Here is a 19,762-nt window from a genome sequence, read left to right on the forward strand (position 1 = left end):
CGGTGTCCTAGGCCTCTAGACGATGGGGACGCATAGAGTGTTATAACCTATGGTTATAACGGTACTTCACAATATCAGAGCGCTTATTTATTAATAAGCCTTGCCTAGGTGCTGACATTGTTCTCAAAGCAATATTTATCCGTTGAGCGATAAATAGTATGGTGGAGCTAAACGGAGTCGAACCGTTGACCCCTTGCATGCCATGCAAGTGCTCTACCAACTGAGCTATAGCCCCTCGCTAAGAGTGTGCGTATTTTAGGTAAGACCAGCAGTCTTGTCAACCGATATTTTTAAAAAAATGCATAAATATGCAAAAAAAAGCGTTTTAGCCTATTTTAAAGGCCCAAGAAGTCCAAATTAGCGTAGATTTTGCTTAAGCGCGATCTCTTTAATGGCTTTATCGGTATAAAACTCTGCTTCGCTGCCATCAGACAAAATAATCGCACAGCATTCGGTTGGCACATATTGACCGCCTTTTTCTCGGATCGTTCTGATACTTTTGACCCCAATGATGTCATATTTGCCTAATTTATCTAGATTATGCTTGGTATAACCGCAGTAAGTGCGGTATATCCATTTTAAATCTTCAAAATCCCGACCTGTGGTTTGGGTAAGGTTTGTCTCAAAAAGCTCTTTTACGATGGCATCGTAGTATTTTTGCGCTTCTTTTAGAGTGTTAAACACATAATCTTTGCTTTCTATCGTGACGGTTTTGGCGGCCATGTTTATTTCCAATTAAAAATTTGATGATATGGAAGTAGCCGTATTGACTAACAACAAAAAAAGGGTCAGAGATGGCTTGACCCTTTTACATTCGACAAGTTTCGCTAATTAACTGTTTAGTAGATAAGTTATTCAGCTTCTGAATTACTCAGCAGCAGCCAAAAAATCTGGCAACTCTGCCGCCTGCTTCTCAAGTTTTTTCAGTTTCTTTTTGCCAAGACCGCCGAGTACATCAACCGCATGGCGCAAGCGCGTCAAGGTCATATCCGCACCGATAATCGCCATCGAGTTCATAACGGGCGTCGATGAGGTGCTACCCGCAATCGCGATAAAGAACGGCGCCATAAAATCGCGCATCTTGATATCGAGGTGAGCGGCGAGGCCTTTTAGCGTGGTATAGATGTTTTCCTCCGACCACGTCGGCAGGGTCTCAAGCTGCCAAAGCGCCAGTTGTAGCAGCTCGATGATTTGCTCAGGCTCAAGCGATTTATGGGTGAAGCTCTCAGCGGTGATGTCTGGCAGGTTTTGGAAATAAAAGCCGCCCCAGTTGACCGCGTCAGACAACAGCTCGATGCGTGGCTGAATCGCAGCGGCGATAGCGGTCAGCTTGTCACTGTTACTGGCCCATTCAAGGATTTTATTTTTTAGCTCTTCAGGGCTAAGCGCACGTAGCCACTCGCTATTGACCCAGTTAAGCTTTTCGATATCGAAGATAGGACCACCAAGCGACACACGCTGAATATCAAAGCTTGCAATCATCTCATCTAAGGTAAATTTCTCAGCATCATTGGGCATGGAGTAACCCATACGACCCAGATAGTTGAGCAACGCTTCAGGCAGCACGCCTGCATCACGATAGTAAGTGATAGAGGTTGGGTTTTTACGCTTAGACAGTTTTGATTTGTCAGGGTTACGCAGTAGTGGCATATGGCAAAGGGTCGGCATTTCCCAACCAAAATAATCATACAGCAGTTGATGCTTGGGCGCAGAGTTCAACCACTCTTCACCGCGCATGACATGAGTGATTTCCATCAAGTGGTCATCGACGACGTTGGCGAGATGATAGGTTGGCATGCCGTCGGTTTTTAGCAATACTTGCATGTCGACTTGGGTCCAAGGGAACTCAACCGTACCGCGCAGCATGTCTTGTACCTGACAGGTGCCTTCGGTCGGCACGCGCATACGAATCACGTGTGGTTTGCCCTCGCTTACTAATTGCTCGGTTTTTTCTGGAGCAAGATGTGCGCAGCGACCGTCATAACGCGGCGTCTCGCCATTGGCCATTTGCTCAGCGCGCATGGCATCGAGCTCTTCAGGGGTACAAAAACAGCGGAACGCATGGTCTTTTTCTATGAGTATCTCGGCGTGTTTTTTGTAGATATCACTACGCTCGCTCTGACGATAAGGGGCGTGCGGGCCGCCAATATCTGGACCCTCGCTCCAGTCTAGGCCAACCCAGTGCAAGGCATCCAAAATCATTTGCTCTGATTGCTCAGTCGAGCGCGTCTGATCAGTGTCTTCGATACGTAGGATGAATTCGCCGCCATGTGCTTTGGCAAAAGCCAAGTTAAATAGGGCAATATAGGCAGTACCTACGTGTGGAAAGCCAGTTGGTGATGGGGCGATACGCGTGCGTACAGGGCGCTTGCTGTCAGTAGAGGTTTGCATGGTAAAAGTCTCAAAGTTTACTATCAATATAGGCTATTAGTATAAATAGCGATGAAAGATATGAAGAGGGTGCTAAGAAATAGCGTAAAATATAGCGCTAGTATAACAGAGACATGTGATATTTTTAATGAAAAGCCCTTCTAGTGCTTGACTACCCGTGTATCCTTGCGATAATAATGCTAGGCAAGTCATAACTTGTTTATTTTCATCCAACTACTGGCCAGTATGGTCGTCATCTATTGAGTTGTTTGTGTCCCTATCTAAATCTAAGTCAAATGCTAACGCTAACCATTCTTCAGTCGCGGCTGCTCCTAAGCCTGCGATCAGCCCTTCTTCGATAGAAAATGATGCAGCTCAAAACCTGCAATCATCGATGGAAGATTCTGCCCCGTCTAATAAGCTGGATTTTGTCCACGATGCGGTGCTGTTGCCAGAGACCGTCGCGGCAGTGCTGGGTGTAAAATCCCTACCCAAGCAAAAAGACGGCGACCAAAATGGCTTAAATATAAGCGGTATATACGTTGATGCGACCTTTGGTCGTGGCGGTCATAGCAGATTACTATTAAGTCAGCTTGCCGATGACGCCACACTCATTGTCTTTGACAAAGATCCGACAGCCATTAGTGTGGCGCAGGAATTGGCAAGTAAAGACAGCCGTGTGCATGTGGTTCATGACAGCTTTGCAACGTTGACAGATAGTCTGGCTGCTAGGGGTATTACGCAAGTGGATGGCTTGATGGCGGATTTGGGTATTTCATCACCGCAGATTGATGACGGTAGCCGCGGTTTTAGCTTTATGCGCGATGGGGCAGTGGACATGCGTATGGATACCAGTCGCGGCCAGTCAGTTGCCGAGTGGCTTGAGCAGGTTGACGATGAGACATTGGCCAATGTGCTTTATGAATTTGGTGAAGAGCGTCATAGTCGCCGTATTGCGCGCGCTATCAAGCAAATGGACAGCTACGAGTCTACGCTTGAGCTGGCAGAGGTAATCAAAGAGGCGCATCCCAATTGGCAACGCGGCAAGCACCCAGCCACGCAAAGCTTTCAGGCCATGCGTATTTTTATTAATAATGAGCTGGGCGATGTTGACGAATTTTTAGCGCAAAGTATTGCTATCTTAAAGTCAGGCGGGCAGCTTGCGGTCATTAGCTTCCATTCGTTAGAAGATCGCCGCATCAAGCAGTTTTTGCAGCGACATAGCAAAGGGCAATATCCAGAAGATGAAAATCTACCGATGCCGCCCAATCGTCCGCGCTATTTTAGCAAGCCAAAACGCGTTGGCCCCAGCAAAGCTGAAACGAGCCAAAACCCGCGCGCGCGCAGTGCATGGTTGCGTATGGCAACTCGCACCGACACAGAGTATCAGCAGACGGCCGCGCCATAAATCATGGATGAAAACACTGAGTAAATCGCATATGATTGCTATTGTTTGTCTGAATGATGCATAAATGTCTTAATCGCTACGCCACTGTTAAAAAGCTGTAAATATTGTCTGTTAGGCTCAGCAAATAATTTTCCGTCATTTATTAGTTGAGAGTGTCTGAGATATCAAGCGACTCAATCATTCTTTACTCTAAAATAACGTGATTATTTATTCGACCTATTCGACTTTGCAAGATAGCAGGTTTAGTAAGACAGCAGGTTTTGATATGACATATCGCTATAGCGGTAGGCTGTTGCCGCTATAAGACGGTCATCTTTGGTTTTATTTTTATCAATGGTATGGCTGAGCAATGATGCGTTCATTGCTTGCAGACCATTATCTACTTTATCGTTTACGTTCACTTTTTGAGATCGTCATGGCAATATCTGACAAACCTGCAAACCGCCGCGCCGTCGCGCCCTATAACACCGATATCGGCGAGCTATTCGTGCGTCGGTTCAATGTGGTGAGCATTTATGTGGTCGTATTACTGCTCTTGGCAGCCGCAATCGTATGGAGCGGCATCAAGACTGCCGAAGCCGTTCAGCAATATCATCAGGATTATAAAACCTTGCAAGACATGAAAAAACAAGAGCGTAAGCTACAAATAGAACATCAGCGTCTATTGATTGAGCAGCAAACTTTTAGCGCCACGCCGCAAATCGCCAGTCGTGCAGTGGCGGAATTGGGTATGTACTCACCGACACTAAAGGATAAGCTGATTATTCAGCCTGGTGTCGCCACCGCCTTGGCACCAGTAGTCTCTGATGACGACGATGAGTTAGATTTAGATGTGGTCGGACCACGAGCCTCTACCGATATCTCCCCTGAAGAACCGGTAGCGGAGGCAGGACAATGAGCGACAAAAAACCTAAATCCACATCAGCAAAAAATACCAGTAAAAAACCAGCCAGTGGCAAGGTGACCAAACCATTACGCCGTGCGAGCGCTGCTAAATCTGGACAAACGAGTGATAAAGCGGCAGGCAGTCGTAAAGCCAAATTATTTGATCGTATCAAAAAGAGTGACACGAAAGGGACGCATGCTAGTGCCAGAAACCCAAAGAGCAAAAGAGGGTTTTTAGGTAAAGCCTCTGGCGCCTCGTCTCGTGGCGGCTTTGAGCAGGACAAAAACCGTTTTCGTACCGTTTGGGGTTTGGCGCTGGTTATATTGGTGCTATTGATTGGCCGTGCCTACTATATTCAGGTGGCCAACGCGCAGTTTTATCAAGACAAAGGTAATGAGCTCATTACCAGTGAGCGCACGCAAAAATCCTATCGCGGTATGATTACTGACCGTAATGATTTACCACTTGCAGTGAGCGCACCGCTGGCGACCGTGTCATTTAGCCCGCATGATTACGCGAGCGAATACTACGAGCTCAAACGTATTATCTTGACCAATCCTAATAGTCCACAATTGCAGGCGCGTATGCAAAAGCGTTTGGACAATATGGATCTGACGACGCTGGCTGCGGCTGCCAACATCTCTGTCGATGAGCTAAAAAAAGCCACGGCAATCGATGACAGTATTGATGTGACCGATGAAGCAGCAGTCAAAGCGGCGCTGCCCTCTGGTGCAGGCTCGCATTATTTACCCCTTCTCAATAAAGTCACACCTGAGATTGCGCAAAGTGTTAGCTCGCTTGATTTCCCTGGTGTCCATGAGAAAAATTTCTTTCAGCGTTATTATCCGCAGCCGCAATCTAACGCGCAGTTGTTAGGGTTTATGGGGCAAAACGCCAACGACCCTGAGGGTGGTTACGAAGGACGTGCTGGTATTGAGCGCCAGTATGAAAAAGATTTAGCAGGCGACGATGGCAAAGTGCTTGTTTTAAAAGATGCCAAACAAAACAGCTTAAAAGAGATCAAGCAACTTGAGCCTGAGATACCAGGCAAAGATGTGGCGCTGACGATTGATTCGCGGTTGCAATACTTGCTCTACAAAGAGCTAGAAAAAGCAGGGCGTCTGCAAAAAGCGCGCTGGTCGACGGGTATGATCGTCGACGTACAGACTGGTGAAGTACTGGCGCTCTCCACATGGCCATCATTCAACTCAAACAATCTCAATGAGATGACCGGTGAAAACCAGCGTAACCGTGCGCTATTGGATGTGTTTGAACCCGGTTCGGTGATGAAGCCGTTCACCGTTGCGGCAGCCTTAGATTCAGGCAAATATACGCCGACCACTTTAATTGATACCAATCCTGGCTCAATTCGCGTGCGTGGCTATACCATCCGCGATCATAATAATTTGGGCATGATCAACATGGCGACGCTATTACAGAAGTCTAGTAACGTGGCTTCAACTAAGATTGCGTTGTCGCTACCGCCTGATGCCATTACTAATATGCAACGACAGTTTGGCTTTGGTTCAAAAACGCCTTTACAGTTCCCAGGTGAGGGCAGTGGTCTGATTGTGACGCCAAAAGAGAAAGAAACCTCACGCCGTGCGACAGTCAGCTATGGTTATGGTTTACAAGTGACACTAGCGCAGGTAGCGCAGGCTTATTCAGCCCTCGCAGCAGGTGGCGTGATGCACCCGTTGACTTTGATCAAAGATGACAAACCGCAACCAAGCAAGCGTATTATGGCGCGCGAGCAGGCGATGTCTATTGTACAGATGCTTGAGAGCGTGACCGAGGCAGGTGGAACAGCTAAAGCTGCCGCCATTGACGGATACCGTGTGGCAGGCAAGACGGGTACCTCGCGCCGTATCAACCCAGAGGGTGGCTATTATTCTGACCAGTATCGCAATGTCTTTGCTGGTATGGCACCAGCGTCTAATCCAAAGCTTGTGGGCGTCATGCTCATTGAAGATCCGCGCGGTCAGATTTATGCGGGTCTAACGGTCGCACCTGTGTTCCACAACGTGATGAAAGAAGCGTTACGATTGTATAATGTGCCTTTAGATAAGCCGCTCAAAACAGAACCACAGTAGGCGTTCAATGATTTTAAGTAGTCAGCTCTTTAAGGGCTGATTTGTATTAACTGTTTAGGATTTGCTCATGACCATGCCTACCTTATCGCCAAATAGCGCCACTGTTACGACGGCCACTCTACAGCAGCTTATCCATACTAGCGATAATAGGCTGGCGCAACAGCTAACCGCGATGATCGCAGCATCGGTTCAACAGGCGTCGAGTCAGTCAGGGGCGGATCAGATTCAATCAATTGCTCATATTCCTTTTCAGCAGTTCCAACTAGACAGCCGTCAACTATCCAATAATGACGTATTCATCCTTTTAAAAAGCCACAATCCAAATTACCAAAAGAGCCGAAATTATTTGCTACAAGCCGCTGAGAAGGCTGCTTTTGTCCTCTCAGAGATGGATCCTGCTGCCTTGATTAGCGAAGCAAATACCCCTCTGAAGATGGATGGTGAGTCTAACGCACAGCAGCAATTAGCAGCGCTGCCGTGCCCAATCTTATACGTTCCTAATATTCGTGATTTCTTAGGCAGCTTAATCCAAGCATATTTGCAATATCAGCAGCCAGTGACCCTGCCAAAGGTAGTCGCTGTCACGGGAACCAATGGTAAAACCACCATCAGTCAATTGGTGGCACAGCTGACCCAATTAACAGGCATGAGCAGTGCAGTGATGGGTACGGCAGGTAATGGTCGCCTTGGCGCTTTGGTGCAAGCCAGCCATACCACTGGAGACGCCTTAGCTGTACAGCAGTTTTTATATCAAATGGGTACCGAGAATGCTGAAATATTGGCATTAGAGGCCAGCTCTCATGGTCTGGATCAGCAGCGTTTACAAGGCGTGCCAGTTAGCATTGCGATTTATACCAATCTGAGTCGTGACCACTTAGACTATCATGCTGATATGGAAGAATACGCGTCTGCCAAAGCCAAGCTATTTGATAAAGCTCACTTCCCAGATTTGACCCATGCCATCATCAACGTCGATGATAAATATGCTCAGATTATGTTGGATACAGCCACTGCTAGTGACTTGACGGTATGGACGTACAGTCTAGAGCCTGCAACATCTGCTACTTTTGTCGCTGCTGATATCGAGCCAAGTCTACAGGGCGTCAAGATAAGTCTGCGTACTGACTTTAATGATAAAACAGTTGGTGATGAGAAAACGGATATTATCGAGATTGTCAGTCCATTACTCGGTCGCTTTAATGTTGCCAATTTGCTTGCCGCTATCGCAGCAGCAGTAGCGACTGTTACTGGTACTAAGTCTGCTACTGATTCAAATGTGGATATTGGACGCATTGCGACTGCGGTCACGCAGCTACAAGGTGCAGTTGGGCGTATGCAGCGCGTGCCATCAAATTATGGCTGTTTTATCGTTGATTATGCGCATACGCCAGATGCCTTAAGTCAAGTGCTGGCGAGCCTGAAAACTCACTGTAAAGGCCAGCTATGGGCAGTGTTTGGTTGTGGCGGCGATCGTGATGCAGGTAAGCGCCCACTGATGGCGCAAGCGGGCCTCACAGGTGCTGATCAAGTTGTCTTGACCGCTGACAATCCACGTACCGAAGACCCTAATGCCATCTTACAGGATATGCAGGCTGGGATGAGTGCTGAGCAATATCAGCGTACACATATAGAACCTGCTCGCCAAAAAGCCATTGAATATGCCGTCAGGCAGGCAGGTCCAGACGATATTGTCGTCATCGCTGGTAAAGGCCATGAGACCTATCAAGAGATTAACAACGTCCGTTACGATTTTGATGACAGTGTGATTTTGCAGCAGGCGTTAGCGCAAGCGGGCCCTATATAGTCGAGTGATTATCGATACCCCTATTATCAAAAAATTAAACATTAAATATAAAAATTGAGTAGTCATTATATAAGGTAACCATTATGACAGCCGACAACGATAACACCATCCAGTCGCAAGGGCTTTATGTCTGGCAAATGGATAATATGCTCGAGGCGACAGCGTCGCTCGATGGTCACTGGCAATTGCCACAAGACTATACAGATGCAGGCCAGCCAGCCCTAGCCAGTCAGCGTATTGCGACCGACACTCGTACGATAAAGCCTGGTGATATCTTTTTGGCGTTACGTGGTGAGAACTTCGATGGTCATGACTATATCGATATGGCAGCATCAAAAGGTGCCATTGCTGTCATTGTGTCTCGTCCTATCTTATCTGAGTCAAATGCGATTCCGCAGCTGGTTGTCAGTGATACCCGTTTGGCGTTAGGGCAGTTGGCAAGCTATCGTCGTCAGCAGCATAAAGATCTGACCGTGATAGCGATTACTGGTTCTAGCGGTAAAACCACCTGCAAAGAAATGCTAGGCAGTATTTTTGGTCGATTGGCACCGACATTGATTACTCGTGGTAACCTCAATAATGATTTGGGTGTGCCAATGATGCTGCTTGAGTTATCAGACCATCATCGCTATGCCATTTTAGAATTGGGTGCCAACCACATTGGTGAGATCGCCTATACGACTGAGATTGTGCGCCCTGATGTGGCCTGTATCCTAAATATTGGTACGGCTCATCTGGGTGAGTTCGGTAGCCGTGAAGGTATTTGCCAAACCAAGGCGGAGATTTATCACACCTTAACGGATGCGCAGTTTGCGATTGTTCCTGATAAAGACGATTTTACCAATCAGTTACGCCGCATTGCTGAAAAGCACACGTCACATGTGATTGGGTTTGGTAATACCGATGTGAGCGCAAGCCATCTAGATGTAGAGCCTGAGCGTAGTGAGTTTAAGCTACATATCGGTAATCAGGTTCATGATATCAATTTGCCATTAGCAGGCGAGCACAATGTCAATAATGCTTTGGCTGCTGCAGCCTGTGCGCATGCATTAAATATCAACGTCAGTGATATTGTTATCGGCCTTGAAAACGCGCGTCCAGCCAAAGGTCGTCTGAACAGTCAGATACTGGGTAAGCACCGTCTGATTGATGATACGTATAACGCCAACCCACACTCGGTACGCGCCGCTGCCAAAGTATTGGCTGCACAAACGGGTACGCAAGTGATGGTGTTGGGTGATATCGGCGAGCTAGGAGAGGCGGCAGTTAGTGAGCATCAAAGCCTCGGCCGTACTATCGCGACCACAGGTATCGATGTGCTGCTCTGTGTTGGCGAATATGCCAAGGCCACCGTTGCTGGTGCGAAAGAGGTTGCTGATATCAATGCTCAGGCATTCGCAGACAAAGACAGCTTATTGCAGTATTTGCAGCCGTATTTACAAGCGCACCAAGCAAAACCTTGTACGGTGTTGTTCAAAGGCTCGCGTTCCATGACAATGGAAACACTTATTCATGCGCTAGTAGAGGAGTAGGCGGTGTTAGTTTGGTTGTTTGGCTGGCTTGGCCAGTATTATACACCGTTTTCTGCGGTTTCTTCGTTGACGTTGCGAGCGCTGCTTGCGGTTATCACAGCGCTTGTGTTTAGTATGTTTTTTGGCGGGCGGGTCATTCAGCATCTGCGTGCGCTCAAATACGGTCAGGCCATTCGCAATGATGGGCCGCAATCGCATTTGGTCAAGACCGGTACGCCAACCATGGGCGGGGTATTGATTCTCAGTGCTATTGGGGTATCGACTCTGCTATGGGCACGTTTGAACAATCCTTATGTGTGGATTTTGCTCGTTGTTATGGTGATCTTCGGTGCTGTAGGGTGGGCGGATGATTGGCTCAAAATCAAGTATAAAGATCCCAAAGGTCTGATTGCGCGCAAGAAATATTTTTGGTTGTCGATGGGCGCATTATTCGTCGGCGTCTCTTTATACTACATCGCCACACTACAGCCGGATATCAATACGACTCACGAGATGCAAGATCTGTTGGTGCCGGTTTTTAAAGATTGGATGATTCCATTTTCGGCAGTACCTTTTGGTATTGGTTTTATTATCTTTACCTACTTTGTGATCAATGGTGCGTCCAATGCGGTTAACTTAACTGATGGCCTTGATGGCTTAGCAATCCTACCAGTAGTGCTTGTCGCAGCAGGCTTGGGTGCGATGGCTTATGTGTCAGGCGATGTGCGCTTTGCGGATTATTTGCACGTTCCGTATATTCCCTATAACTCTGAAGTCATTATCGTTTGTGGCGCCATGGTCGGGGCGGGTCTTGGCTTTTTGTGGTTCAATGCGCATCCTGCACAAGTATTTATGGGTGATGTGGGCGCGTTGGCACTGGGTGCGATGCTCGGTACGATTGCCGTGATGACGCGACAAGAGATTGCCTTTGCCATTATGAGTGGTCTATTTGTCGCTGAAGCGCTATCAGTAATGCTGCAAGTTGGCTCTTATAAATTGCGCAAAAAACGCGTTTTCCGTATGGCTCCGCTACATCATCATTTTGAAGAAATTGGCTGGAAAGAGACGCAAGTGGTGACGCGGTTTTGGATTATCGCCATCATTCTCGTCATCCTTGGGTTAATGACTTTGAAGCTGCGTTAGAAAAACAAGCCTCAAACATACCTAACTTTCCTGCTTAGAAGCCATCTCGATGATTATTGAGGTGGCTTTTTATCGTCTAAGCAACACGAAATTTGTTAAAATGTGGGTCATATTGCTATGACGTTGAGATACCTGTGTCCTTATTTATTTGTCCCCTTTGCCAGTCACCCATGCAGCCTGCAGCCGATACGTGGCGCTGTGACGGTAGTTTGCACCCCAAAAACACCTCACACCCTTTTGATGTGGCTCGCCAAGGTTACGTCAACCTGTTGCCTGTACAGCAGAAGAAATCAAAAGCACCTGGCGACAGTCAAGAATCTATCAATGCCCGCAAGCGATTTTTGAACCATGGGCACTATGGGCCGTTACAGAATCTGATTAGCCAAAAGATGGCAGCGCTACTGTCAAAAAGTGAGGCCATAGAGGAGCAGGATACTCAGTCTGTGAATTGGCTTGATATTGGCTGCGGCGAGGGCTACTACACGCAGGCAATGGCACAACTTGGCTCAGGTATTATTGATAACTTACTCGCAGCGGATATCAGCAAACCTGCATTGGTGGAATTGGCTAAAGTCAGTAAGGCGGCAGGTCGTCTTTGGTATCAGCGCAATAATACTAATGCTGCCAAAACAACGGTGATTTATCCGCTAGTGACCAGCGCCGCGCATCTACCGTTACGCTCTCATAGTGTGACGGGTATTAGCAGTATTTTTAGTCCTATTTTACCTGAAGCGTTCGCTGAGGTATTGGCCGATGATGGTTATTTAATCATTGCCAAACCAGATGCCGGACACTTGGCGACGATGCGAGATGCCTTATTCGATGATGTGCGTGAGCATGATTCTGATAAGTTTTTACACGAGTTGGCGCCATACTTTACGTTGATGGGGACTGACCATGTTAGTACAGAGATGACATTATCAGCGGATGATTTGGCTGATTTAATGACCATGACCCCGTATGCCTACCGCGCACGTAGTGAAAAAAGACAAGCGTTACTGGAGCTTAGTAAGCACGCGCCATTTAATACAGAGGCCAAGTTTGTGGTTTATATTTTGCAAAAAAAGGCGTCCAGTTGAGAGCCTTTTAATATTTTTGTTACGGCATCCACTAATCAGTATTCTTGTAGTAGCCAACCGCTACCAAAGGCAAAATACTCTCGAAACCATGCATTGTAGCGAATAGACAGTGGGGTTGGGCTGGCAAGCGTGATTGGTTGCGTATAACCTTGATGGAGGGCAATGGCGGCTGCGCGGATGGTATGAAAGTCGCTGGTGACAATCGCAATCGGTACCTCTTTATCAATACCATGCTGTTCAAGTATGATTTGGCTGTACGCCAAATTCTCCTCAGTACTGGTACTTTTCCCTTCTTGATAGATACGATCTAGTGGAATGTCATGGGTTTGCGCCAAGTAAGTCGCCATGATGTCCGCCTCACTGCGCGTGTGCTCATAGCCCATACCGCCACTGGTAATAATCAATGCCTGTGGTTGCTGCTCAATCAGTGTTGCTGCCGTATCCAAGCGACTAGCTAAGGTAGGGGTCGGCTTGCCATCGACCGTCCCAGAACCGAGTATAATAATAGCTGCTACAGGTGGCAAATCTTGTCTGCCCTGGGCAATCTGCTGCTGCAATGAATAAACAAAGAGCAAAAAGCTTATGAACCATAACCCAAACGCTAGCCACAATCCGTACCAAATACGTCGCAGTAAAGGATTCTTAGCAAGTATTTTTATAATTAAAGGAGCACCTAGTCCATGCCCTACAAAAACCACGCCTATCAAAAAAGGCAGCACTGTACCAAAATTAACCTTATCTACGGCCATCAGAGCAGTACAGTCAATGATGAGTATGGATCCAAGCGCTATCAATACGATACGTAATAATCCAAACATAAATTTTTTATCCTGTCAGCACTGATAGATCAATCACGCTTTCTATATAAGTGTCAAACATTCAGCATCAAATATTAAACGCTACAGCCACATCAACAGCGACCAAAAGCGTTATACATACTTCTAGGTCTGCCCGTCTATTTACACCAGTGGCACAACTATACAACTGTCTGCAGTTTAGTGGACGAATATGCCAAATAAAGGTAACAATCGCAACCTTTCTTCAAGTTTCATAAAGCTACTTAATACGAGAACCAGTTATCATTTTCTTTGTCGATAGAGCGATGCTTTATCGTGATACTTCATAAGGTATCTTTAATCATCATTTATTAATATGAATTACATTAGGAAAAAACAATGAAAAAGATAATAGTAAGTTCGATTTTAGCCGCTACCGCTTGTTTATCTATGGTTGGTCAAGCCAACGCTGCACCTGACTACTCAAAGTCTCATGCCGCTCAAGTACAGCATCAAAAGCATGATGCTAAAGCCAAAGTAGGTAGTAAACATAAAGTTGTCAAAAACAAGGCAAAGGTATCACAGCAAAAAGCAAAAATAGTGGCTGCCAAGCATAAAGCACAAGAAAAGCATCAAGACAAATATCAGGGCAAATATAAAAACGATAAACAAAGCAAAAACGACTACAGACACCGCTCTTAAAAGTGATATCTGATTATTTAAAAATGACGCCCTAAGTAGGCGTCATTTTTATGTGCAATGGTTTGGCTAGTAGTTGTGATATATCTGGTCTTGTATCTCTATTTGAAGAGATATTACGGTTTAGCAGATATGCAAAACGCTCACACCTTAACGTTTCTTAAACTTTCATCAAGCTACTTAACATAGGAACTGGCTATGATAAGAGACAGTATTAACATCATCTGCGCGCGCTAGTTATCTCAAGTAGTGCTTTTCAATCAAACCAGTGATGTTAAATATTCATTGACTGTCCTAAATAATCATCTTAAAAATCGACTGAGAGCGCCCATGAGACAAACCTTGTTCGTACTATTTATCACCTTATTCAGTGTAATAGGCTACTCAGCCAACGCGATGGTACCAAGCATTGCTTTTGCAGAAGCAGTAAACGCGACTCCAAAACCAGTCATGTCTGCTGAAACGAAAAAAATCAGACGAGACTGCCGCATAAGTTTGGGGTTGAACAAGTTACATATGAATCTAAGTGACAGTGAAAAAGAAGCAATAAAGAGATGTATAGGCAGTAAACAGCTGTAGATTTAGATATTAGCAGCAATAGAGCAGTGATATGAGCCAGCAATATTCTTTATTGGTGGTTTTTTTTGATAGATAGGATAAAAATCACCATTTAGGCAGCATTAGACGATCAGACTGACAGTCTTACTGTTAAGGTGTCTGGATTTTATTTAGGATAGAGTATGACAGTACAGAAAAACTAGTGCGTTTCTCAGAATAGATAAGATTGGCGGTGAAGGAGGAAGTCAAACTTTATGTATAAGCAATTGATTTTATTAATATTTATATTCTATAAAATTGTTATAGACCAGCTATTAGACCAACACCTTTCAAGTATTGGATGTAAGAAATATAACGGAATTTTCTTTCCTTTTATTTGTAACAAGATGTTTCTAGTTTGAAAATTTAATTTCAAGTGCATATTATCACTAAAAAACTGTTCCTAGCAAAAGGTATCGAAGTCTCAAAGATAAAGCATGTTGCTTTTGATAAAAGCAACCAAGTTAATATATGTTATTGTATATTGATAACCGTTAAAATAGTATGGTACTTTTAACAAGTTCACATAGCTCTTTGATATTTAGCCAATTAATGATAGCTCACTATTGAAAGTAGCCGTCTGGTTTAAATTATAATAATAAGGATACAATGATGCTTTTGGAAAAGATTAAAACATCTGGTCTTTCACACCTCTCTTATTTAGTGGGTTCTGGTGGTCAGGCTGCGGTGATAGATCCACGTCGTGACTGTGCGATATATGTAGAAAAGGCACGCGCAGCAGGACTTCAGATCACTCATATTTTTGAGACTCATCGTAATGAAGACTTGGTCTCTGGTGCACCAATTTTGGCAGAAATGACAGGAGCCATTGTATTACATGGCCCCAATCCAGAGCGACCAATTGTCTATGCTAAGACGGCGCGTAATGGTGATTGCTTTACTATTGGTCAACTTGAAATTCGCGTACTAGAAACGCCCGGTCATACTGATGATCACCTTGCCTATGCTCTGTTTGATACCGCCTATCCAGACAAAGCGGTTGGTGTCTTTACTGGCGACGCGCTATTTGTGGGAGATGTTGGTCGTACTGACTTCTATCCTGATCGCCGCAAAGAAGTCGCAGGCCTGCTTTTCGACTCACTACAAGATATTCTAGCGCTTGGTGATCAAGCCATTATTTATCCTGCTCACGGTGCTGGGTCAGTCTGTGGCTCAGGGATGGCAGAGCGTGAGTTTTCTACCGTCGGCCACGAAAGATTGAACAATCCGCGTTTACAAATCACAGACCGTGATGACTTTATTGATTTTAAAGTGAGCGAAAACCATTACCAACCACCTTACTTTAGGTTAATGGAGCGACTGAATATGGAAGGTGGTGAAGCCCCACCAGTCGTTATGCGCCCTCGTAATCTTTCGCTTGATCAACTCAATAGCTGCGGTGCCGATCATCTTATCGATATTCGTGAACCAATGGCTTATGCCTCAGGTCACCTGCATGGGTCTATGAGTCTACCCGTAAACATGCTTCCTGCGTTTGCTGGGTGGTTTATTGAAGAAGGACAAAGTTTGGCATTGATTGCGTCTGATGAAGAGCAGCTTGCTACTGCGATGGCGCATCTGGTACGAATTGCTCTCGACAATGTAGTGGGTGGCTATGTGGGTGTCGTTCCTGCTGCTAAAGGGGAGCAAATGCAACAAACCCCTATGGTTGATACACATGAAGTAGAAGATCGTCTTAATAATGCTCAAAATTGGACACTGCTCGATGTACGCGATATCGATGAGAGGAATGCCAATGCAATTGAAGGGTCACAGCACATCTATGTCGGACATCTTAACGAGCGTTGGCATGAGCTTGACTCAAGTCGCCACTATACGTTGATGTGCGCCAGCGGTGCACGAGCGACGATAGCGGCAGGATGGCTTGCCAGTCGTGGTTTTGAGCATATTGATATCTACCTAGGTTCAATGGGTGCGTGGCAAGCCGCTCATGATTAAAATAGCAAACGGTATTCGAGATATATGAGAACAATGAACTATTTTGCCAATGCACTCTATCTATATTATCGTTGAAAATCATTATTCAGAGTAGTAAAAAATAGCGCCTATTTTGGGCGCTATTTTTTTATTTAGAGCCGACTTAGTATATTCTTAGACCAACTAACGGCAATACATTACACCTTATTCGAAACAGTAATGTGCGCTATACTTCCAAGCGAAACGAGTTAATCGAACCATCATTGTTTATTATAAAAACTCGTAACCTTCCAAAGTATCTAGGACTAATAAATGCCTGCCAGTACCACTAATAATATTAGCAAAATCAATCAAGACGATATCAATAAAGCCGTATGGAACGCCTGTGATACTTTCCGAGGAGTCATCAGCGCCGATACCTATAAAGACTTTATCTTAACCATGCTGTTCCTAAAGTATCTGTCTGATGTCTATCGAGATGAGTACAACAAGCTGGTCGAGCAGTTTGGCGACAACCCAGAGCTGATCCACGCCATGATGTCAAAGCAGCGCTTTGTCTTGCCTGAAGGCGCAAGCTTTTGGGACTTGTATGAGCAGCGTCATCAGCCGGGCAACGGTCAACGTATTGACGAGGCGCTACACGCTATCGAAGAAGCCAACGGTACTAAGCTCAAAAACGTCTTCCAAGATATCAGTTTTAACACTGATAAACTGGGTCAAGAAAAGCAAAAGAACGAGCTACTACGCCACTTATTAGAAGACTTTGGCAAAGACATCCTGAATCTAAGTGCCGAGCGTGTCGGTAGCCTCGATGTGATTGGCAATGCGTACGAGTACTTAATCAAGCACTTTGCGGCAAGTAGTGGCGCGACGGCTGGTGAGTTCTATACGCCGCCCGAAGTATCGAATTTGCTAGCGACTATGCTTGAGCCTGTTGAGGGTGATGAAATCTGTGATCCAGCTTGTGGTTCAGGCTCGCTACTCATTAAGTGCGGGGCGATGGTACGCAAAAACTCAAACTCTAAGAAGTATGCGCTATACGGTCAAGAAGCCATTGGCTCGACATGGGCACTGGCAAAAATGAATATGTTCCTACACGGTGAGGACAACCACCGTATTGAGTGGGGCGATACCATCCGCAATCCGCTGCTATTAGGTAGCGACGGCAAGAACTTATTACAGTTCGATGTGGTGACCGCCAACCCGCCGTTTTCACTAGATAAATGGGGTCATGACGATGCCAGTAGCGATCCCTATGGTCGCTTCCATCGAGGTGTACCGCCTAAGACTAAGGGCGACTATGCCTTTATCAGTCATATGATCGAAACGCTAAAGCCTGCGACTGGCCGTATGGGTGTGGTCGTACCGCATGGTGTGCTATTCCGTGCGTCAAGCGAAGGCAAAATCCGTCAGCAGCTCATCGAAGAAAACTTACTCGATACGGTGATTGGTTTACCTGAAAAGCTGTTCTTTGGGACAGGGATTCCAGCTGCTATCTTGTTGTTTAAAAAGAACAAAACTGATGACAAAGTTCTGTTTATCGATGCCAGCAATGAGTTTAAATCAGGCAAAAATCAAAACCAGCTCACCGATAGCAATATTGCCAAAGTCATTGAGACGTATAAAGAGCGAGAAAGTGTCGATAAATACGCGTATCTAGCGAGCTTCGATGAAATTAAGGAAAACGACTTTAACCTAAACATCCCACGCTATGTCGATACCTTTGAGGAAGAGGCAGAGATTGATTTGGACGCGGTGCGTGCTGAGCGTCTTGAATTAAAAGCTGAGTTAGAAAGTCTAGAGACTGAAATGGCAGGGTTTTTAAAGGAGTTGGGTTATGGTGCCTAAAGGATGGGAGGTTAGAAATTTAGAAAATTTAGCATCTGTTGAAAGAGGAAAGTTTTCGGCACGTCCAAGAAATGACCCAAAATATTATGGTGGTGAAATTCCATTTGTTCAAACTGGTGATATTGCAGGAGCAAAAACATACTTAAAATCCTACAGTCAGACTTTAAATGAAGAAGGATTAAAGGTTAGTCGTTTATTTCCGAAAGATACTATTCTCATCACTATTGCAGCAAATATTGGTGATGTTGCAATCACTTCGTTTGATGTTGCTTGCCCTGATAGTTTAGTAGCTATTCAGCCTAAAGAAGGTACGAATGTTATTTGGCTGTATTTCTACTTAGAGACATGTCAAAAGGAACTAGATGGACAAGCAACACAGAATGCTCAAAAAAATATTAATTTGCAGGTATTAAGACCGCTTGAAGTCCTTACTCCACCTCTCCCAGAACAACAAAAAATCGCCAAAATCCTATCCACTTGGGATAAAGCGATTAGCACGACCGAGCGTTTAATTGAGAATAGTACCCAGCAGAAAAAAGCCTTGATGCAGCAATTGCTAACAGGTAAAAAGCGCTTGCTTAATGACGATGGGAAAAGGTTTGAGGATGAGTGGGAAGAGGGTTTGTTGGGAGATTTGGTGGATGTTACGACTGGTTACGCCTTTAAAAGCAATGAGTTTGTTGAACATAAAAATGATTCATATTCAATTGTTAGAATGAGTGACCTTAAAGAAGGTGTCTTAAATCTTACACAATCTGCGAGAGTACCTAAATCTACCGTTGTAGGACTAGAAAGATATAAATTGTCTGAGGGTGACTTCATTTTTGGAATGTCTGGTAGCTTAGATAATTACGCTACAGTTAAAAATGTTGATTTACCATGTTATCTCAATCAACGGGTAGGGAAAATTAGAGCAAAATCTAATTCGAATCAAGACTTTGTTTCATATATATATTTATCAGATAGAGTAAGAGAAAGTATATTAAATAAAGCGGCAGGTGCCGCTCAACTTAATATAAGTATAGGAGATCTGAGAAAAACATCAATTAGATATCCAAATAAAAAAGAACAACAAAAAATCGCCACCGTATTAATCAATGCCGATAAAGAAATTGATCTGCTTGAGCAGCAGTTGGCTGATTTGCAGCAAGAGAAAAAGGCGCTGATGCAGGTATTGTTGACGGGTAAGAAGCGGGTGGTGGTTGATGTGGGATAATTTTGATATAAGATACGTTTCATGCACCCCGAGGCATCTAAATAGTCTAAAATGAATTAAAAGCTCAATAGGAGTATATGACATGATCGAAGTGACTCAGGCAGTAAGGCTAGCACGCCAATATGCTAATGACTTTTATCAAGACGAAGATATCAAAAATCTAGGCTTGGAAGAAGTCGTTTTTGATGACGATAGTAAGGAATGGCGCATTACTTTAGGTTACGATTCCTATCGAGTAAAAACAATAGCTAAAGCAGCAAACCCTTATACAGCAGTAGGTAATTTAATAGGGTCTGGCAACATAGAAAAAGAAACCTTGCGGGAATATAAAACATTTCGTATTAGCGGAGATGACGGCAGTTTCAAAGGTATGCTAATACGTGACGTAGGCTAG

The 19,762-nt window shown here is 45.0% G+C and carries 16 protein-coding genes and 1 tRNA gene; 12 read left to right on the forward strand and 5 right to left on the reverse strand.

The genetic code is table 11. The annotated features are described in order from the left end of the window. Nucleotides 1–159: 159 nt before the first annotated feature. From B3V51_RS10180 to gltX, 3 genes are all read right to left on the reverse strand, one after another. A tRNA-Ala gene (locus B3V51_RS10180) sits at nucleotides 160–235 on the reverse strand. Between the two features lie 122 nt (nucleotides 236–357). Continuing rightward, on the reverse strand, nucleotides 358–723 hold the full coding sequence (locus tag B3V51_RS10185; RefSeq protein ID WP_186474972.1) for a hypothetical protein: 366 nt from the start codon (nucleotides 721–723) through the stop codon (nucleotides 358–360). A 144-nt stretch (nucleotides 724–867) separates the two neighbouring features. Next, nucleotides 868–2,391 carry a glutamate--tRNA ligase gene (gene gltX / locus B3V51_RS10190; RefSeq protein ID WP_286708352.1) on the reverse strand — a complete coding sequence of 508 codons (1,524 nt, stop codon included), beginning with the start codon at nucleotides 2,389–2,391 and terminating at the stop codon, nucleotides 868–870. Between the two features lie 373 nt (nucleotides 2,392–2,764). On the opposite strand from gltX, the gene rsmH reads away from it, so the two are divergent. Continuing rightward, nucleotides 2,765–3,778, forward strand: coding sequence for a 16S rRNA (cytosine(1402)-N(4))-methyltransferase RsmH (gene rsmH, locus B3V51_RS10195; RefSeq protein WP_286708372.1), 1,014 nt, complete (start codon nucleotides 2,765–2,767; stop codon nucleotides 3,776–3,778). Between the two features lie 242 nt (nucleotides 3,779–4,020). On the opposite strand, the gene B3V51_RS10200 is transcribed toward rsmH, so the two are convergent. Then, nucleotides 4,021–4,179, reverse strand: coding sequence for a hypothetical protein (locus B3V51_RS10200; protein WP_156770989.1), 159 nt, complete (start codon nucleotides 4,177–4,179; stop codon nucleotides 4,021–4,023). 14 nt (nucleotides 4,180–4,193) lie between these two features. On the opposite strand from B3V51_RS10200, the gene ftsL reads away from it, so the two are divergent. From ftsL to B3V51_RS10230, 6 genes are all read left to right on the forward strand, one after another. Next, on the forward strand, nucleotides 4,194–4,676 hold the full coding sequence (gene ftsL, locus B3V51_RS10205; RefSeq protein ID WP_071003736.1) for a cell division protein FtsL: 483 nt from the start codon (nucleotides 4,194–4,196) through the stop codon (nucleotides 4,674–4,676). Further along, the gene (locus B3V51_RS10210; RefSeq protein ID WP_186474971.1) at nucleotides 4,673–6,757 is read left to right on the forward strand and encodes a peptidoglycan D,D-transpeptidase FtsI family protein; all 2,085 of its coding nucleotides are present in this window, start codon (nucleotides 4,673–4,675) and stop codon (nucleotides 6,755–6,757) included. The genes ftsL and B3V51_RS10210 overlap by 4 nt, the downstream gene beginning before the upstream one ends. A 67-nt stretch (nucleotides 6,758–6,824) precedes the next feature. After that, nucleotides 6,825–8,561 (forward strand): UDP-N-acetylmuramoyl-L-alanyl-D-glutamate--2,6-diaminopimelate ligase, encoded by a 1,737-nt coding sequence (locus B3V51_RS10215; protein WP_286708353.1) that lies wholly within the window; start codon nucleotides 6,825–6,827, stop codon nucleotides 8,559–8,561. An 83-nt stretch (nucleotides 8,562–8,644) separates the two neighbouring features. Next, nucleotides 8,645–10,093, forward strand: a complete 1,449-nt coding sequence (locus B3V51_RS10220) for a UDP-N-acetylmuramoyl-tripeptide--D-alanyl-D-alanine ligase (RefSeq protein ID WP_093070127.1) — start codon at nucleotides 8,645–8,647, stop codon at nucleotides 10,091–10,093. 3 nt (nucleotides 10,094–10,096) lie between these two features. Beyond that, entirely contained in the window at nucleotides 10,097–11,215 is a 1,119-nt protein-coding gene (gene mraY / locus B3V51_RS10225) for a phospho-N-acetylmuramoyl-pentapeptide-transferase (RefSeq protein ID WP_186474969.1), read from the forward strand. Nucleotides 11,216–11,343: 128 nt separating this feature from the next. Further along, nucleotides 11,344–12,294, forward strand: coding sequence for a putative RNA methyltransferase (locus B3V51_RS10230; RefSeq protein ID WP_186475411.1), 951 nt, complete (start codon nucleotides 11,344–11,346; stop codon nucleotides 12,292–12,294). 35 nt (nucleotides 12,295–12,329) lie between these two features. On the opposite strand, the gene B3V51_RS10235 is transcribed toward B3V51_RS10230, so the two are convergent. Further along, the gene (locus B3V51_RS10235) at nucleotides 12,330–13,112 is read right to left on the reverse strand and encodes a YdcF family protein (protein ID WP_093070132.1); all 783 of its coding nucleotides are present in this window, start codon (nucleotides 13,110–13,112) and stop codon (nucleotides 12,330–12,332) included. Between the two features lie 357 nt (nucleotides 13,113–13,469). Here B3V51_RS10235 and B3V51_RS10240 point away from each other — a divergent pair, with 357 nt between their 5' ends. From B3V51_RS10240 to B3V51_RS10260, 5 genes are all read left to right on the forward strand, one after another. Continuing rightward, nucleotides 13,470–13,772 (forward strand): hypothetical protein, encoded by a 303-nt coding sequence (locus tag B3V51_RS10240; protein ID WP_071002761.1) that lies wholly within the window; start codon nucleotides 13,470–13,472, stop codon nucleotides 13,770–13,772. Between the two features lie 1,206 nt (nucleotides 13,773–14,978). Next, on the forward strand, nucleotides 14,979–16,325 hold the full coding sequence (locus B3V51_RS10245; RefSeq protein ID WP_286708373.1) for an MBL fold metallo-hydrolase: 1,347 nt from the start codon (nucleotides 14,979–14,981) through the stop codon (nucleotides 16,323–16,325). 291 nt (nucleotides 16,326–16,616) lie between these two features. Next, complete coding sequence (locus tag B3V51_RS10250) at nucleotides 16,617–18,152, forward strand: type I restriction-modification system subunit M (protein ID WP_286708354.1); 1,536 nt, start codon at nucleotides 16,617–16,619, stop codon at nucleotides 18,150–18,152. After that, on the forward strand, nucleotides 18,142–19,368 hold the full coding sequence (locus B3V51_RS10255) for a restriction endonuclease subunit S (protein WP_286708355.1): 1,227 nt from the start codon (nucleotides 18,142–18,144) through the stop codon (nucleotides 19,366–19,368). The genes B3V51_RS10250 and B3V51_RS10255 overlap by 11 nt, the downstream gene beginning before the upstream one ends. Before the next feature lie 82 nt (nucleotides 19,369–19,450). Continuing rightward, on the forward strand, nucleotides 19,451–19,762 hold the full coding sequence (locus B3V51_RS10260) for a hypothetical protein (protein WP_286708356.1): 312 nt from the start codon (nucleotides 19,451–19,453) through the stop codon (nucleotides 19,760–19,762).

The sequence above is a fragment of the Psychrobacter sp. UBA2514 genome (genome assembly GCF_002341255.1).
GTDB lineage: Bacteria > Pseudomonadota > Gammaproteobacteria > Pseudomonadales > Moraxellaceae > Psychrobacter > Psychrobacter pacificensis.

What these genes read in the sequence shown, in the direction of transcription:
- rsmH (WP_286708372.1), top strand. Translation starts at nt 2,765, where the DNA reads ATGGAAGATTCTGCCCCGTCTAATAAGCTGGATTTTGTCCACGATGCG.
- B3V51_RS10255 (WP_286708355.1), top strand. Translation starts at nt 18,142, where the DNA reads ATGGTGCCTAAAGGATGGGAGGTTAGAAATTTAGAAAATTTAGCATCT.
- B3V51_RS10245 (WP_286708373.1), top strand. Translation starts at nt 14,979, where the DNA reads ATGCTTTTGGAAAAGATTAAAACATCTGGTCTTTCACACCTCTCTTAT.
- B3V51_RS10235 (WP_093070132.1), bottom strand. Translation starts at nt 13,112, where the DNA reads ATGTTTGGATTATTACGTATCGTATTGATAGCGCTTGGATCCATACTC.
- B3V51_RS10185 (WP_186474972.1), bottom strand. Translation starts at nt 723, where the DNA reads ATGGCCGCCAAAACCGTCACGATAGAAAGCAAAGATTATGTGTTTAAC.
- B3V51_RS10260 (WP_286708356.1), top strand. Translation starts at nt 19,451, where the DNA reads ATGATCGAAGTGACTCAGGCAGTAAGGCTAGCACGCCAATATGCTAAT.
- B3V51_RS10250 (WP_286708354.1), top strand. Translation starts at nt 16,617, where the DNA reads ATGCCTGCCAGTACCACTAATAATATTAGCAAAATCAATCAAGACGAT.
- ftsL (WP_071003736.1), top strand. Translation starts at nt 4,194, where the DNA reads ATGGCAATATCTGACAAACCTGCAAACCGCCGCGCCGTCGCGCCCTAT.
- gltX (WP_286708352.1), bottom strand. Translation starts at nt 2,391, where the DNA reads ATGCAAACCTCTACTGACAGCAAGCGCCCTGTACGCACGCGTATCGCC.
- B3V51_RS10210 (WP_186474971.1), top strand. Translation starts at nt 4,673, where the DNA reads ATGAGCGACAAAAAACCTAAATCCACATCAGCAAAAAATACCAGTAAA.
- B3V51_RS10240 (WP_071002761.1), top strand. Translation starts at nt 13,470, where the DNA reads ATGAAAAAGATAATAGTAAGTTCGATTTTAGCCGCTACCGCTTGTTTA.
- B3V51_RS10220 (WP_093070127.1), top strand. Translation starts at nt 8,645, where the DNA reads ATGACAGCCGACAACGATAACACCATCCAGTCGCAAGGGCTTTATGTC.
- B3V51_RS10215 (WP_286708353.1), top strand. Translation starts at nt 6,825, where the DNA reads ATGACCATGCCTACCTTATCGCCAAATAGCGCCACTGTTACGACGGCC.